Annotated in this window: 10 protein-coding genes; 6 read left to right on the forward strand and 4 right to left on the reverse strand. The window is 73.6% G+C overall.

The window, feature by feature from the left end:
- The first annotated feature begins 101 nt into the window (after window positions 1-101).
- Both ACFYXS_RS14090 and ACFYXS_RS14095 read left to right on the forward strand, forming a co-directional pair.
- Window positions 102-1,550, forward strand: a complete 1,449-nt coding sequence (locus ACFYXS_RS14090; RefSeq protein ID WP_389247545.1) for an NCS2 family permease — start codon at window positions 102-104, stop codon at window positions 1,548-1,550.
- A gap of 482 nt (window positions 1,551-2,032) precedes the next feature.
- Window positions 2,033-3,247 (forward strand): MFS transporter, encoded by a 1,215-nt coding sequence (locus ACFYXS_RS14095; RefSeq protein WP_389247547.1) that lies wholly within the window; start codon window positions 2,033-2,035, stop codon window positions 3,245-3,247.
- A gap of 22 nt (window positions 3,248-3,269) precedes the next feature.
- Here ACFYXS_RS14095 and ACFYXS_RS14100 read toward each other — a convergent pair whose 3' ends face one another.
- Genes ACFYXS_RS14100 through ACFYXS_RS14110 form a run of 3 tightly spaced genes read right to left on the reverse strand, consistent with a single transcriptional unit; the run spans window position 3,270 to window position 10,000 of the window.
- Window positions 3,270-5,126 (reverse strand): glycoside hydrolase family 15 protein, encoded by a 1,857-nt coding sequence (locus tag ACFYXS_RS14100; protein WP_389247549.1) that lies wholly within the window; start codon window positions 5,124-5,126, stop codon window positions 3,270-3,272.
- A 57-nt stretch (window positions 5,127-5,183) separates the two neighbouring features.
- On the reverse strand, window positions 5,184-8,171 hold the full coding sequence (locus ACFYXS_RS14105; RefSeq protein ID WP_389247551.1) for a tetratricopeptide repeat protein: 2,988 nt from the start codon (window positions 8,169-8,171) through the stop codon (window positions 5,184-5,186).
- Window positions 8,168-10,000, reverse strand: coding sequence for an HSP90 family protein (locus tag ACFYXS_RS14110; protein ID WP_389247553.1), 1,833 nt, complete (start codon window positions 9,998-10,000; stop codon window positions 8,168-8,170). Before ACFYXS_RS14110 ends, ACFYXS_RS14105 begins: the two co-directional genes overlap by 4 nt.
- A 272-nt stretch (window positions 10,001-10,272) precedes the next feature.
- Between ACFYXS_RS14110 and ACFYXS_RS14115 the strand changes: the two genes are divergently transcribed.
- The 3 genes from ACFYXS_RS14115 (at window position 10,273) to ACFYXS_RS14125 (ending at window position 14,016) form a co-directional block, all read left to right on the forward strand.
- Entirely contained in the window at window positions 10,273-11,859 is a 1,587-nt protein-coding gene (locus ACFYXS_RS14115) for an alkaline phosphatase D family protein (RefSeq protein WP_389247555.1), read from the forward strand.
- Window positions 11,860-12,032: 173 nt separating this feature from the next.
- Complete coding sequence (locus ACFYXS_RS14120) at window positions 12,033-12,566, forward strand: DUF1990 family protein (RefSeq protein WP_389247557.1); 534 nt, start codon at window positions 12,033-12,035, stop codon at window positions 12,564-12,566.
- A gap of 85 nt (window positions 12,567-12,651) precedes the next feature.
- The gene (locus ACFYXS_RS14125) at window positions 12,652-14,016 is read left to right on the forward strand and encodes a GNAT family N-acetyltransferase (protein WP_389247972.1); all 1,365 of its coding nucleotides are present in this window, start codon (window positions 12,652-12,654) and stop codon (window positions 14,014-14,016) included.
- On the opposite strand, the gene ACFYXS_RS14130 is transcribed toward ACFYXS_RS14125, so the two are convergent.
- The gene (locus ACFYXS_RS14130) at window positions 13,970-15,151 is read right to left on the reverse strand and encodes a trans-sulfuration enzyme family protein (protein WP_389247559.1); all 1,182 of its coding nucleotides are present in this window, start codon (window positions 15,149-15,151) and stop codon (window positions 13,970-13,972) included. The genes ACFYXS_RS14125 and ACFYXS_RS14130 overlap by 47 nt on opposite strands.
- 59 nt (window positions 15,152-15,210) lie before the next feature.
- Between ACFYXS_RS14130 and ACFYXS_RS14135 the strand changes: the two genes are divergently transcribed.
- Window positions 15,211-15,693: an Lrp/AsnC family transcriptional regulator gene (locus ACFYXS_RS14135; RefSeq protein ID WP_389247561.1), complete on the forward strand. Its 483-nt coding sequence runs from the start codon at window positions 15,211-15,213 to the stop codon at window positions 15,691-15,693.
- The last annotated feature ends 7 nt before the right edge of the window (window positions 15,694-15,700 follow it).

Raw genomic sequence — 15,700 nt, forward strand, 5'->3', positions numbered from 1 at the left:
TTAGCGCAAGGAAACACTTCCAAAACCCGAACCGTCCCCCGGGCGTCCACAATCCCCCCAACCATCAGCAGGCCGACGATCGCCGCACCCCGAGGAGCACCATGTCCGCTCAGGCCACCGACGTGGCGAAGGGCTCGCCACCCGCACCGAGCAACCCACTTGACCGCTACTTCCGCATCGGGGAGCGCGGGTCGACCTTCGGCAGGGAGATCCGCGGTGGCTTCGCCACCTTCTTCACGATGGCCTACATCCTCGTGCTCAACCCGATCATCCTGGGCAGTGCGAAGGACAAGTTCGGACACGCCCTGTCAACGGGCCAACTGGTCACCGCTACCGCCCTGGTGGCCGCCGTGATGACCGTGATCATGGGTGTCGGCGGCAATCTGCCGCTGGCGATCGCGGCCGGCCTCGGCCTCAACGCGGTGGTGGCCTTTCAGATCGCACCCCTGATGAGCTGGGACGACGCGATGGGCCTGGTGGTCCTGGAGGGTCTGCTGATCTGCGTCCTGGTGGTCACCGGGCTGCGGGAGGCGGTGATGCACGCGATACCCCAGCCGCTGAAACAGGCGATCAGTGTCGGCATCGGCCTGTTCATCGCCTTCATCGGCTTCGTCGACGCGGGATTCGTCAGCCGCATCCCGGACGCCGCCAACACCACGGTCCCGGTGCAACTGGGCGGCACCGGCGCGCTGTCGGGCTGGCCCGTGCTGGTCTTCTGCCTCGGTGTGCTGCTGACGGTCGCGCTGCTCGCGCGGAAGGTGAAGGGCGCCATCCTCATCAGCATCGTGACGATGACGGTGGTCGCGATCGTCATCGACGCGGTGGCCGACATCACGAGCTGGGGGCTGACCACGCCCAAGGTGCCGGACGACGTGTTCGCGGCGCCGGACTTCGGGCTGCTGGGTCACTTCAGTCTCTTCGGGGCCTTCGGCGAGATCAGCGCGATCACCGTGGTGCTGCTGGTCTTCACCCTCATCCTGTCGGACTTCTTCGACACCATGGGCACGGTCGTCGGCATCACCGCCGAGGCCGGGCTGCTGGACGAGGAGGGCCGGGTCCCCAACCTGGGCCGGGTGCTGCTGATCGACGGCGCCGCGGCGGTCGCCGGCGGCGCGGCCTCCGCCTCCTCCAACACCGCCTACATCGAGTCGGCGGCCGGTGTCGGCGAGGGGGCGCGCACGGGCCTGGCCAACCTCGTCACCGGTGGGCTGTTCGCGGTGGCGCTCTTCCTCAGCCCGCTGCTGACCATCGTGCCGCTCCAGGCGGCCGCGCCGGCGCTGGTCGCGGTGGGCTTCCTGATGATGACGCAGGTCAAGAACATCGGCTGGGACGAGTTCGAGATCGCCCTTCCCGCCTTCCTCACGATCGCCGTGATGCCCTTCACGTACTCGATCACCAACGGCATCGGGGCCGGCTTCGTCGCCTACGTCGTGCTGAAGACCGTGCTGGGCAAGGCCAAGCAGGTGCACTGGCTGCTGTGGGCGGTCTCGGCGCTCTTCGTGGTGTACTTCGCGATCGATCCGCTGGAGCAGCTGCTCGGCGTGAAGTGACCTGTCCTGCCACCGCGGGGCGGCCGTCGCGCGGCGCAGGGTCGCGCGGCGGTCGCGGCGGTGAGGACCCCGACCGGGACGGGGGCCCCCGGTCGGGGCCGCTGGCCGGGCCGGCGCTTTGCGCGACGGCCCGTATCTGTTCGAACTACGGGCGGACCGCCGTAGTTCCCGCCCCGCCCCTGGGGTCCGATGTGAAGTGCGGCACCCCGCCGCGGACGCTCCGCCGCTGCCGTACGAGGCGGCTCACGGCCCGGCCCGTCGCGGGTTACGGGCAGTTGTCGGGCACCCGGACGGCGGCTTGCCCCTATGGGGGCCGCGCGAGCGTTTGATCTCAATTCGGCAACGACAGGTTTGAGTTGCATACGCCCTCTTAACGGCGCACCTGGGTGCTTGATACATATGGTTGCGCGTTCCTGTCCGTCGACGGTCGCTCCTCCCCCACTTCTGCTCGCCGAGTCCTCGGCCGTCCATCTGGAACGCCCATGTCTTCGCGGACCGCGCCCTCGCGCGCCCTGCTGCCGCTCGTCGCCCTCTTCTGCGCCGGGTACCTCGCCCCGTACCTCATGCCGACCGTCGTCGGCCGGCTCTCCGGCGGGCTCGCCCTGAGCGGTTCCCAGGCCGGGGCCGTCGGGAGCGCGCTGCTGCTGGCCTCCGCCTGCGCCGGGTTCGTGCTGGCCTCGCGGGTCGACCGGATCGGCCGGGCGCGGCTGGCACGACGCGGTCTGCTGCTCGTCGCGGGCGGATTCTCGACGGCCGCGGCCACGCACCACGTCGCCCTCGTCGTGGCCGGCTGCGTCGTCGGCGGCTTCGGCTCCGGCACGTCGACGGCGGTGGCCGCCGTGGGCATCTCCGGGCAGCGGGAACCGCACCGGGTCACCGTGCTCGGCCTGCTGGCCACCTCCGCGGTGGCGGGCGCGCTCTACCTCGTCCTGCCGGCGCTCGGCGGCGGTCACGCACTGCCGTTCGCGGCCATCGCGGCCGCCGCCCTGCTCGTCCTCCCGCTCACCCGGTGGCTGCCGGCCGCGCCCGTCGTGGCGTCGCGGTCCGAGACCGCGGGACCGCTGCCGCACCGGCGCTCCGGGATGGTGCTGGCGGCGTCGATGCTGTGCTGGTCGCTGGCGCAGAACGCGCTGTGGGGCGTGAGCGGCCGCATCGGGCTGGACCGGGTCGGCCTTTCGGAGGCGGCGCTCGGCGTGGTCTTCGCGGTGGCGCTCGGCGGCGGGCTGCTCGGGGTCACCGCGGCGGGCGCGCTCGGCCCGAGGCTCGGCCGCACGCTGCCGATCGGCGCGGGGACGGCGCTGATCGCCGTGTGCGTGCTGGTCAGTTCCTCGGCGCGCGAGGCGTCGGCCTTCGCCGCGGGCGAGGTGCTGTGGAACACGTTCTACCCGGTGGTGCTCTCCTACGCGATCGGCCTGGCCGCCGCGCTGGACGGCCGCGGCCGGTGGGCGGTGTACGCCGGCTCCGCCTCGTCCCTGGGCGTGGCCTGCGGCCCGCTCACCGGTGCCGTGCTCGGCGCGCGGCTCGGATTCCCCGCCATGGGCGGTGTGCTGGCCGCTCTGCTCCTGGTCGCCGCCGTGCCGCTCACCGCCGTCGCCCTCGGCTCCGCCGCGGGGGGCCGAGGGCGCGTGGCGGTGGCCGTCCGGCGCCGCAGGAGCGCCGCCGTCGCGGCCCGCTCGGAACTCGGCCGGGCCGCCTGACCGGCGGGCCCGGCCGGGCCGGTCAGCCCAGCGCCTTGTCGAGGTTGAAGGCCGCGCTGATCAGGGCGAGGTGGGTGAATGCCTGCGGGAAGTTGCCGCGCTGCTCGCCGGTCCGGTCGATCTCCTCGGCGTACAGGCCCACGTGGTTGGCGTAGGTGAGCATCTTCTCGAAGGCCAGGCGCGCGTCGTCGGCGCGGCCGGCGCGGGTGAGGGCCTCCACGTACCAGAACGAGCAGATGGAGAACGTGCCCTCCTCGCCGCGCAGTCCGTCCGGGCTCGCCATGGGGTCGTACCGGTAGACCAGGGAGTCCGAGACGAGGTCCTTGCCCAGGGCGTCGAGGGTGGACAGCCACTTGGGGTCGGTGGGCGAGATGAACTTCGTGAGCGGCATCATCAGCACGGACGCGTCGAGCACGTCCTCGCCCTCGCTCTGGGTGAAGGCGCCGCGCTCCTCCGACCAGCCCTCGCGCATGATCCGCCGGTAGATCGCGTCCCGCGCCCCGCACCAGCGGACGTGGTTGGCGGGCAGGCCGCGGTGGTTGGCCATGCGGATGGCGCGCTCGATCGCCACCCAGCACATCACGCGCGAGTAGAGGAAGTTCTTCCGGCCGCCGCGGGTCTCCCAGATGCCCTCGTCGGGCTGGTCCCAGTTCTTCACGACCCAGTCGACGATGCCGCAGACGGTGTCCCAGTGGGCGCTGGAGATCGGCGCGCCCCACTTGTCGTACAGGTAGAGCGAGTCGATCAGCTCTCCGTAGATGTCCAGCTGCAGCTGGCCGACCGCGCTGTTGCCGATCCGGACCGGCGCCGAGCCCCGGAAGCCCTCCAGGTGCGGGAGCTCGTGCTCGGGCAGTTCGGTGCGGCCGTCGATGCCGTACATGATCTGCAGCGGGCCGTCGCACGGACCGGCCGTGCCGTCGCAGGGACCGAGGGCCACCCGCTCGGACAGGAAGCCCATGAAGGCCTCGGCCTCGTCGGTGAACCCCAGCCGCAGCAGGGCGTAGACGCAGAAGGCGGCGTCGCGGATCCACACGTAGCGGTAGTCCCAGTTGCGCTCGCCGCCGATGCGCTCGGGCAGGCTGGTGGTGGGCGCGGCCACGATGGCCCCGGTGGGCGCGTACGTGAGCAGCTTGAGCGTCAGCGCCGAGCGGTGGACCATCTCCCGCCACCGGCCCCGGTAGCGCGACTTGGCCAGCCAGCGGCGCCAGTAGCGCACGGTGGCCTCGAACTGGTCCTCGGCCTCGGTCAGCGGGCAGCCGCGCAGTTCGACGCCCTCGGCGATCTGGTCCAGCGCGAAGACCGCCGTCTCGCCCTCGGCGAGCTTGAACTGCGCCCACACGTCGGTGCCGTCGGTCTCCATCTGCACTCCCGAGGTGAGCGAGAGCGTCTGGACGGCGGATTCGAAGATCGCCTGCACCCCGTGGATGTGCGTGGTGTGCGGCTCCGTGCCGTAGACGAAGCGCGGCGCGACCCGCACCCGGAACGGCAGCATCCCGCGGACGCAGACCACCCGGCGGATCAGCCGGTGGCGGCCCTCGTCGTCGGGGTCGTCCACGACCGGCATGAAGTCCTGGACCTCGCCCATGCCCTCCTCGGCGAAGAAGCGGGTGATCAGGACATTGGTGTCCGGGAAGTAGAACTGCTTGGTGAGGGCCGGCACGTCGGCGGCCAGCTCGAAGCTGCCGCCGCGGTCGGCGTCGAGGATCGACGCGAAGATGCTGGGGGCGTCGAACCGGCCGCAGCAGTACCAGTCGATGGTGCCGTTGGTGCCGACCAGGGCGGCGCTGCGCAGGTCCCCGATGAGTCCGTGGGCGGCGATCGGCAGGTACCGGTCGCCGCCCGCGGCTGCGGACGGGGACGCGAGGGCTTCTGCTGTCACGGTGGCCTCCTCGGTCGCCGGGCGAACCGGATTAAGCGACAAAAGCCACCATTCAGACTAGTCCCCCTGGGCGTCCCCGCTCTCGCTGTGCTCCGCCGGCTCCGCTGACCCCGCCCGCGCGGCAGCAGCGTCATGGTCGTCGCGGTCGTCGCGGTCCGTGTACTCGAGCACGGCGTGCGCCTCGGCGACCCGGCGTTCGGCGACGGTGCCCTGCTGCCCCTCGTACGCGGCCAGCACCTCCCGGGCACGGGCCACCGCCCGCCCGGGCAGGCCCAGATCGGCCTCCAGCCAGGCCGCCATGAGCTGGGCGGCGCTGCGGTCGTCGCCCGGCTCGAAGGTGGCGGCCGCGCGCTCGGCGAAGGCCAGGCCCTCCTCGTACGCGGCACGGGCCGAGCCGTCGTCGTCCTCGTCCCCCGGCTCGTGGGGACAGGCCCGGACGACCAGCTCGCCGCTCTGCCGGTACGTGCCGGCCAGCTCCGCGCGCAGATGGCGTGCCTCGCCCGCGTCACCGGCCGCCGTCGCGGCCTCCAGCGCCGCCTCGCCCTCGGCAACGGCCCGGGCCATCAGGGCGCGGCCCTCGGCGACGCCGCCCCGGCCGTCGTGCAGGGCGATCCAGGCGCGGGCCCGCAGCGTCCTGACCACCTGCGCCGGGCACTCAAGGCCGCGCCACAGCTCCTCGGCGCGGACGTAGGCGCGGACGGCCTCGTCGGCCAGGCCCGCCCGTTCCAGGCAGTCGGCGGCGAGATGGGCGAGGACGGCGTGGTCCCGCTGCTCCTCCCAGCCCTTGGCGATCTCCGCGGCGAGCAGGAACTGCTCCGCGGCGGCCCGCGGCTCGCCCAGGTCCTGCAGGCACTCCCCGAGCCACCAGCGGGCCTGGACGACCCGGCCCTCGTGGTGCGCGGCCTCCAGGTCCGGCAGCGCGGTCTCCAGGACGGTGGCCGCCTCGGCCGCCCGGCCCTGCCGAAGCCGCGCGCCGCCCAGGACGAGCCGCGCCCAGGCGCCCAGACCCTCGGTCTGCCCGGCCTCGTCCGCCCAGTGCGCGCCCTCCAGTGCGTGCTCGGCGGCCTCGGTGTGCCGGTCGCCCGCCGCGAGCGCCGCGGCGAGGACGGTGTGCAGGTGAGCGCGCTGCACGGGTGCGAAGTGGGCGTCGCCGTGATCGAGCGCGGCGCGGGCGGACGATTCGGCGGTGGCGTGGTCGTCGCACTTCAGGGCGAGGTCGGCGAGCATCGCCTCCGCCTCGGCCGCGTACCAGGGCAGGGCGGCCTCGTGCCGGAGCCGGGCGGCCCGGCCGAACAGCGCGGCGGCCGTCCCCACGTCGCCGCGCGAGGCGGTCAGCCGGGCCTGCAGGACCACGGCGTCGGCGAGCCGGGACGCCATCCGCTCCGCGTCGACGTGCTCCTCGGCGAACGCGACGATCCGGGCGACCTCCTGCTCGGTCTCCGGCCCGGGGTCCCGCAGCCGGACGCGGGCCAGCAGCGCCCCACTGAGCTGGCGCGGCGTCGCCCGCCCCTCCGCGTGCAGCGCGCGCAGGGCCTCGCAGGCGGCGTCGAAGGCCGCCAGCGCCTCGTCCGTCGGATCCGCGAGGGCGGTGGCGCAGGCGGCCCGGGCGCGGCAGGCGGCTGCCTCGCCGGGGTCGCCGGCAGCCTCGAAGAGCCCGGCCGCGGTGGCGAAGAGCGGCACGGCGGCGCCGGGGTCCTCGAAGACGTCGATGCCGGCGTGGTCGGCGATGTCCGCGCGGGCCCGGGCGTCGAGCTCCGTCCCGGTGCGCTCGGCGGCGCCGGCCAGTGCGGCCCAGGCGGCGCCCGCTCCGGGGTGCTGGGTCCCGGTGAGCCGTCGCGCCTCCGCGAGCAGCGCGGGCACGTCGTCAGGGGCGGCCGCCGGCGGCTCGGGAACCGCGGCGGCGGGCGGACGCTCGGGCGTCACCAGGCGCTGCGGCCGTACGCCCAGCGGGAGCCGGTCCACGAGCGGGGCCCTGTCGAGCCGCTCGCCCACCCGGCGGCCGACGGCGTCGGTGCCGTTGCGGGCGTCGAAGCGCGCGGCGATCGCGCCGGCCTCGCGCTCGGCGTGGGTGAGCAGTTCCCCGGCGGTCCAGGAGGTGCCGGCCGGGCCCGCGACGGGGCGGCCGGCGTGGCCGAGGGCGACGAGGCGGCGCATGAGCAGCGCGGTGGCCACCAGGAAGTCCATGTGGGCGTCGGGGTCGCCGGTGTCGGTGAAGTAGGCGGGGTGCTCCGCGAGGATCTCCAGGGCGCGGGCCTCGTTGCCGGTCAGCGCGCAGAACTCGACGTGGCCGCTGACCGCGCCGCGCATGCCGTCCATGGAGCGCGCCATGCGGTAGCCACGCAGGTGGTGGGCGCGCGCCTCGTCCAGCCGGCCGAGCCGGACCAGGGGCAGCAGGGAGGAGGCCAGCACATTGTGCGGTTCGTGGGCGCAGGTGTGGACGCCCTGGAGGACGGGGCCCCAGGTCGCCAGCGCCTCCGCGTCCTGGCCGCAGTCCACCTGCCAGGTGCCCTGGCTGTGCAGCTCGCAGGCGTGGCAATCGGTCATGACGTCGCGGTCCGCGGCGAGCCAGGCGGTGAAGGCGGCCTTGGCGCGCACGATGTCGCCGAGATGCCGCGCGATACGGAAGTCGCCCTGGTGCACCGCACGTTCGGAGTGCCCGGCCAGCCGGTAGCGGTGCTCCATCTCGCGCTGCCACTTCTCGATGGAGGCGAGCGGGACGTCGGGCTGGTCGAGCATCCCGTTGGCGACCCACTTGAAGATCCAGTGCAGCTGGGCGGTGTTCGTACCGTCGAAGTCGCCCGGCCGCTCGTCCCACATGCGCAGCAGCCGCGCGAAGGGCACGAAGAACTTGTTCCTCTCGCTGCTGAACGCGTAGGCACTCGCGAGATTGAAGAGGGTGTCGAGGAGCAGCGCGGTGTCGCCGGTGGCCTCGGCCTCGGCGACGAGGCGCTCGGCACCGGCGTTGCGTGCGCGGCCCTCGGGCTCGTCGCGGTTGTGGGCCAGGGAACGGCGTACGGCCTCGACCGCCGGGTCCTGGGTGCTCATCGGCCGTCCTCCTTCTCGCCGTCGGCGGCGTTGGGGTTCTCCGTGGTCAGGGCGGCCCATTGGAGCAGGCCGAGGAAGGCGCGGTTGAGGAGCGCGGAGTCGGCCGGGCGCAGCGGGCGCTGGGCCATCAGCAGTGCCTGCCCGTACAGCGCTTCGGCGGCGGTGCCGGCGAGTTCGGCGTCGCCGAAGCCGCTGATCCGCCGGACCAGCGGGTTGAGGTGGTTGAGCACGAGCCGGGCGCGGGGCGCGCCGCCGCGCAGGGAGCCGAGGATGCCGGCCCACAGGTCGTCGGCCTGCTCCTCCTCCTCGGCGCGGGCGCGTTCGTGCCGCGCGGACCGGTCGTCCAGGTGCAGTGCGGGAACGGTGACGGGGTGGAAGGCGCGCAGGCTCACGTCGCAGCCGAGCGCGTCGAGCCGGGCGCGGGCGGCGGTCAGGAAGCCCGACAGGGCCAGTTCCTCGGCCGGGTCGACGGCGTCGAGGTGGGCGGTGACGGTGTCGGCGTCGAGTTCGGCGACGGAGGTGCCCGGCCGGACGGTGGGCAGCAGCTCCACCAGGTCGGTGTCGTAGGTGTAGCCGCCGTTGACGACCCCGATGCCCTGGGCCGCGGCGATCGGCGCGACCTGGCGGAACTCCTCGACGGTGCGGGTGAAGTGGACGACGGGGTGGCGGCGGGCGAACTCCTCCAGCGACAGCTGCCCGTCGGTGGTCTCGAAGGGCAGCCACGGCAGCATCGTGCGCAGCATGTCCGCGTCGTGGCGGGCCAGCGACTTGACGCCGAGGTGGTGCACGGCCAAAAACTCCGCGAGCCGGTCGGGGTCCTCGGCGGCGAGGCCGGTCAGCCACGCGCGGATGCGTTCGCCCAGCGCCTCGCGGACGGCGGCCAGGGTCTCGTCGGCGTACAGGCTCTCGCGGGAGGCGGTCGGCCGCAGGCTGTCGGTGTCGATGACGCACCGGACGAAGAACGCCCAGTCGGGCAGGAGGTCGTCGGCCCGGTCGGTGAGCAGCATGCCCTTGAGGTGGACGCGGTGCCCGGCGCGCTGGGCGGGGCTGACGGCCGCGGGCAGCACGTAGCCGACGCCGCGCACCCCGGCGAGCGGGACGTCGAGGTCGATGACGTCCAGCGGGCTGAAGCCGAACCGCTCGTGGCAGTGCCGGGCGAGCGCCACCCGGCGCGCGGCGGGGCCGGGGTGCGCGGCCTCCCACACCGGGGGCCTTTCGGTGACGGGGGCGCCGTCCACCCGCACGTCGTACGGCAGCAGCGACCCGAAGTCCTTGGCGAGCGCGAGCACACGCTCCCCGGTGAGCCATTCGCCGCTGCCGGGCCGGGCGGTGAGGTGCACCGTGGTGCCGGGCTCGGGGCGGGCCTCGTCGGGCAGGGTGCGCACGGTGTACGAGCCGTCGTCGCGGGCGGTCCACTCCACGGGCGGCGCGTCCGGTGTGCGGGCGGAGCGGCTGACGACCCGGATCCGCTCGGCGACCACGAAGCAGGCGAGCAGGCCGATGCCGAACTGGCCGAGGAACTCGGCGCGGGCGGACTCCAGTCCGTCGCGCTTGGAGCTGCGGCCGATGGTGGCCAGCAGGTTGTGCACATCGGCCTCGGTCAGGCCGATGCCGGTGTCCTCCACGCGCAGCCGCTCGCCGTCGGCGAACAGCGCGACGCGCGCGGGCGCCCCGGGCTGCTCGGCGCGCCGTGCGGTGATGGCGTCGACGCCGTTCTGGAGCAGCTCCCGCAGGTAGACCTTGGGGCTGGAGTAGAGGTGGTGGGACAGGAGGTCCACCAGGCCGCGCAGGTCGACCTGGAAGGTGTGCGGTGTCTCGTCTGCAGTCATCGTGTCTGCGCCGGCAAGGCCCGTGAGGGCGGCGCGGGTTGGGCGATCTGGTGATCGCGGCCGCCGAATCCGCACATCGTACGGCTGTGCGATCCGGGACGACCAGCGCTTTCCGCCTCCGCGTGGCGATGTGCGGGGCCGGCGGGGGCGCTGTCGACGACCGAGGTGCTGGGCGGTTGTTCACCGGTCGTTCCGGCCGACGGCACACGGTGCGAGTAGGAACGGTGACGGACACTCAAGGGCCCACTCGGTTGCGGACTTCGGAGGTCAGGATGGGACACGGAACGGAGAACGGCGTCGGACGGCGCGCGGTGCTGCGGGGCGGTCTCGCCGCATCGGGGGCATTGCTGGTGCCGGCTACGGTGGCCGCTCCCGCGCTGGCCCTCTCGGGGCGGCCGACGGCGACGTCCGGCGTGCAGAGCGGTGACGTGACGGCGACGGGCGGCCTGGTGTGGGTGCGCTCGGACCGTCCGGCGCGCATGGTCGTGGAGACCTCCGCGACCGGGTCGTTCCGCAACGCGCGCCGCTGGACCGGCCCGCTGGTCGGCCCGGACACCGACTTCACCGGCGTGACCCGGCTGCACGGCCTGCCGCCGGGCGAGCAGATCCACTACCGGGTGCTGCTGGCCGACCCGCACGACCCGCGCCGCACCGGCGAACCGGTCACCGGCACCTTCCGGACCACGCCGCAGAGCCGGCGGTCCGGGGTGCGCTTCGTGTGGTCCGGCGACCTGGCCGGGCAGGGCTGGGGCATCAACCCCGACATCGGCGGCTACCGCATCTTCGACGCGATGGGCGCGCTGGACCCCGACTTCTTCCTGTGCAGCGGCGACAACATCTACGCCGACGGGCCGATCGCCGCGACCCAGGCGCTCCCGGACGGCAGCGCCTACCGGAACGTCACCACCGTGGAGAAGTCCAAGGTCGCCGAGACCCTGGCCGAGTTCCGCGGCAACTTCCGCTACAACCTGCTGGACGGGAACCTGCGGCGGTTCAACGCCCAGGTGCCCTCGATCATCCAGTGGGACGACCACGAGGTGCGCAACAACTGGTACCCGGGCGAGGTGATCGCGGCCTCCGACCCCCGCTACACCGAGAAGAGCGTGGACGTCCTCGCGACCCGCGCCCGCCGCGCCTTCAGCGAGTACTTCCCGGTCTCGACGCTGCGCCCGGCATCCGACGGCCGCGTCAACCGCGTGCTGCGGCAGGGCCCGCTGCTGGACGTCTTCGTGCTCGACATGCGCACGTACCGCAACGCCAACTCCCCCGACGACCAGGCGCACGACCCGCAGGGCATCCTCGGCCGCGAGCAGTTGGAGTGGCTCAAGCGCGAGCTGGCGCGGTCCCGCGCGGTGTGGAAGGTCATCGCCGCCGACATGCCGATCGGCCTGGTGGTGCCGGACACCACGGAGGGGCTGCCGAACATCGAGGCCGTGGCGCAGGGCGACCCCGGCGCGCCGCTGGGACGCGAGCTGCAGATCGCCGAGCTGCTGCGCTTCGTCAAGCACCGGCGGATCACCGGCACGGTGTGGCTGACCGCCGACGTCCACCACACCTCGGCCCAGCACTACCAGCCCTCGCGTGCCGCTTTCACCGACTTCGAGCCGTTCTGGGAGTTCGTCTCCGGCCCGCTCAACGCGGGCGCGTTCCCGGCGAGCGCGCTGGACGGCACCTTCGGCCCCGAGCGGGTGTTCGTGAAGGCGCCGACGGCCTCGAACGTCTCCCCGGCCGAGGGTTACCAGTTCTTCGGCGAGGTCGACATCGACGGCCACTCCGGGGACCTGACGGTCCGTCTGCGGGAGCAGGACGGCAGCGTCCTGTTCACCAAGGTGCTCCGGCCGGGCCTGGTCGGGCAGTAGCGGGCCCGGCAGGGGCGAGGAGCGTCCCGGCGGCGGCCGTCCCGTCCGCCGCCGGGACCGGCCCCACGGCCGGCCAGGCTCCGGGCCCCTGGGGCTTGGCATTCGCAAATCTCCCAGGCAAGAGGGCGAATTCGCGCCTCGTTGGGGCGGCGCGCACGCGCCGGGCGGTACATATGGGGGCCGTGACGGACGGACTCAGCTACGACCATGTCGGCATCACCCGGAACCCCGGCGCGGCGCCCCCGCCCGGCTTCCGCCGGCTGCGGGAGCGCACCCGGCTCGGCGACGGACCGGAGGCACTGGCGGCCGCCGCGCGGGCCTTGTTCGGCTGGCGCATGCACCGCGCGACGGGGCTGTGTGTCCCCGCGGACACCCCGGACGCCGCGCCGGGGGTGCGCGTGCGGCTGCGCATGGGCCCTCTGAGCGCGCCGTGCGAGGTGGTGTGGGCCGAACGCGGCCCCGGGCGGGCCGGGTTCGCGTACGGAACGCTCCCCGGGCACCCGGAGCGCGGTGAGGAGTCGTTCGTCGTCAGCCGGGAACCGGACGGTTCCGTGTGGCTGGATGTCACGGCCTTCAGTGGACCCGGCACGTGGTACATGGGTCTACTGGGCCCCTTGGGACACGTCACTCAGCGTGTCGTAGCCCGTCGGTACGGACGATGCCTGCGCCGATTGTCGCAGGACGAAACTATTGAAAAGGGGAGTTAACCGACATGGGACACCCTTTACCCGTCGGTCACAATGCGTTCGCGACCGCGCAACACGTGTTCGGCATGGTGTTTGCATGCCAGATCTGACGTCCGCCACGACCAACTGCCGTCGGCATCGCCATCATTGGCGCCGCGACGTCCTCGAGCTCGCCGCGCTCCTCGTCGCGGTGGCGACGGCCGAACTGATCGCCGATCTCGTCGGGCACGGCCCGCACAGCCCTGTCCTGCTGTGCTCCTCCGCCGCCCTGATCGCCACGGCCGGCTTCCACACGTGGTGGGCGCGCCGCCACAGCCACTCACCACCGAGCGGCGCCCCCGCCGGAACCGAGGTGGCGGAGCCGGGGGAAAGCTCCGCCGCCACCACGTCCGGTCCGGTCACCGGTCCGGACGCCGGGACCGCGCTGTGGCGCATGCGGACCACGGTGCGCGACGCCCCCGGCAGCCTCGCCGCCGTGACCACGGCACTGGCCGCCCGGAACGTGGACATCCTCACCCTGCAGACGCACCCGCTGACCAACGGGACCGTCGACGAGTTCCTGCTGCGCGCCCCTGCCGACCTGCCCGCCGGGGAACTGGCCCGCGCCGCGGACGCCGCCGGCGGCCGCGACACCTGGATCGAGCGGGCCGACGCACACGACCTCGTCGACACCCCGACCCGGATGCTGACCCTGGCCACGCGCACCGCGATGGACGCGGCCGAACTCCCTCTGGCCCTCCGCCAGTTGTTCGGACGCTGCACCATCGGGTCCACCCCGCCCGGACGGCCCGGCGGCGAGATCGCCGAGGACACGCTGGAGGAGACCGTGATGCGGCTGCGTGACCCCGCCGGAGGGACGATCACCGTGGAACGCCCCTACCTCCCCTTCACCCCGACCGAGTTCGCCCGCGCCCGGGCCCTGGTCGAGCTGGACGACCGGCTGGGTGTCCGGGTCCCCGAGCACCGGGACGTCCTGACCCTGCCCGAGGGCAACGAGATCACCGTCCGCCGCGCCGGCCCCGAGGACCTCGCGGCCGCCCGCGCACTGCACGAGCGCTGCTCGCCGGCCACGCTGGCCCACCGCTACCACGGCCCGGTCGCCGACGTGGACCGCTACCTGAACCACCTGCTCAGCCCGCGCTTCGGCCAGACCCTCGCCGTCCAGACGGTCTCCGGCCGCGTCGTCGCCCTCGCCCACCTGCTGTGGGACGGCGACGAGACCGAGGTCGCGCTGCTGGTCGAGGACGCCTGGCAGCGCCGCGGCATCGGACTGGAACTGCTGCGCCGGCTGGTCGCCCAGGCCGTCGAGGCCGAGTGCGAGAGCGTGTACGCGGTGACCCGGGCGACCAACACCGGGATGATCGCGACGATGCGCCGCCTGGGTCTGCCGCTGGACTACCAGGTCGAGAACGGCACGCTGGTCATCACCGCGACGCTGTCGCCGGCCGAGGCGAACGCTCCGCTGCGCTGAACGCACGGTCCAGGTCGTCCCACAGGTCGTCGACGTCCTCCAGCCCCACCGACAACCGCAGCAGCCGGTCGCTGACGCCCGCGCCCTGCCGGTCGTCCTCGTCCACGATGCGGTGGCTGATCGAGGCCGGGTGCTGGATCAGGGTGTCGACGCTGCCGAGGCTGACCGCCGGGGTGATCAGCCGCACCCCGGCGATCACCTCGTGCGGGTCGCCCTGCACCTCGAAGGCGATCATGGCGCCGCCGATCCGCGGGTAGTGCACCCGCGCCACCCGCGGGTCCGCCGTCAGCCGCTCCACCAGCGCGGCCGCCGTCGCCGACGCGGCCCGCACCCGGACCGGCAGCGTCGACAGCCCGCGCAGCAGCAGGTACCCGGCGAGCGGGTGGAGCACGCCGCCGGTAGCGAAGCGCACCTTGCGGAGCACGCGGGCGAACTCCTCGTCGCAGGCGACGACCCCGCCCAGCACGTCGCCGTGCCCGCCGAGGTACTTGGTGGCGCTGTGCAGCACGATCCGGGCGCCGCTCTCCAGCGGGCGCTGCAGGACCGGTGTCGCGAAGGTGTTGTCGACGAGCAGCGGCACCGTGCCGCAGGAGTGGGCCACCGCCCGCAGATCGACCTCGGCCAGGGTCGGGTTGGCCGGCGTCTCCACGATCACCAGACCGGTGTCGGGCCGGATGGCGTCGGCGATGCCGGCCGGGTCGGTCCACGTCACCTCGGTGCCCAGCAGCCCGCCCGTCAGCAGGTGGTCGCTGCACCCGTACAGCGGGCGCACGGCCACCACGTGGCGCAGGCCCATGGCGGCGCGGGCCAGCAGGGTGGCGGTGAACGCGGCCATGCCACTGGCGAAGGCGACCCCGGCCTCGGCACCCTCCAGGCGGGCGAGCGCCGTCTCGAAGCGCGCGACGGTGGGGTTGTCCAGCCGAGAGTAGACCGGCGACCCCTGCAGCGCGGCGCCCGTGGCGGCGAAGTCGTCCAGCCGGGCGGCCTCGGCCCGGCTGTCCCGGGAGGGGTAGGTGGTGGACAGGTCCAGGGGGACCGCGTGCAGGCCGAGGTCCGTGAGGTCCTCGCGGCCCGCGTGCACGGCCTCGGTGGCGAGGGCACGGGAACGGGATGAGTGCTGGGCTGTCGTGTCCATGGCCCGATGCTGAACAGCTACCGGTCCGTAGTGGTCATCGGCCGTGTTAATTTCGGCCGGTGTCCGATTCTGTGCTTCTGGATCCGGTCGACCTCGAGATTCTGCGCCTGCTGCAAAACGATGCCCGGACGACCTACCGCGACCTCGCCGCCGCCTGCGGGGTCGCACCCTCCACCTGTCTGGACCGGGTCAACCGGCTGCGCCGCACCGGGGTGATCCTCGGCTACGAGCTGCGGGTCGACCCGGCCCGGCTCGGACGGCCCCTGGAGGCGCTGCTGTCGGTCCAGGTCCGGCCGCACCGCCGGGAGCTGATCGGCCCGTTCGTGGACCGGGTGCGGGCGCTGCCCGAGTCGCGGTCGCTCTTCCACCTCACGGGCCCGGACGACTACCTCGTCCACGTCGCCGTCGCGAGCACCGGCGACCTCCAGCGCCTGGTCGTCGACGAGTTCACCTCGCGTCCCGAAGTCGCCCGTGTCGAGACCCGGTTGATCTTCCAGCACTGGGACTGCGGACCGCTGCTCCCGCCCGCGTCAGCAATATGATCCGCAA

Source organism: Streptomyces sp. NPDC002574, assembly GCF_042889545.1.
Taxonomy (GTDB): Bacteria; Actinomycetota; Actinomycetes; order Streptomycetales; family Streptomycetaceae; genus Actinacidiphila.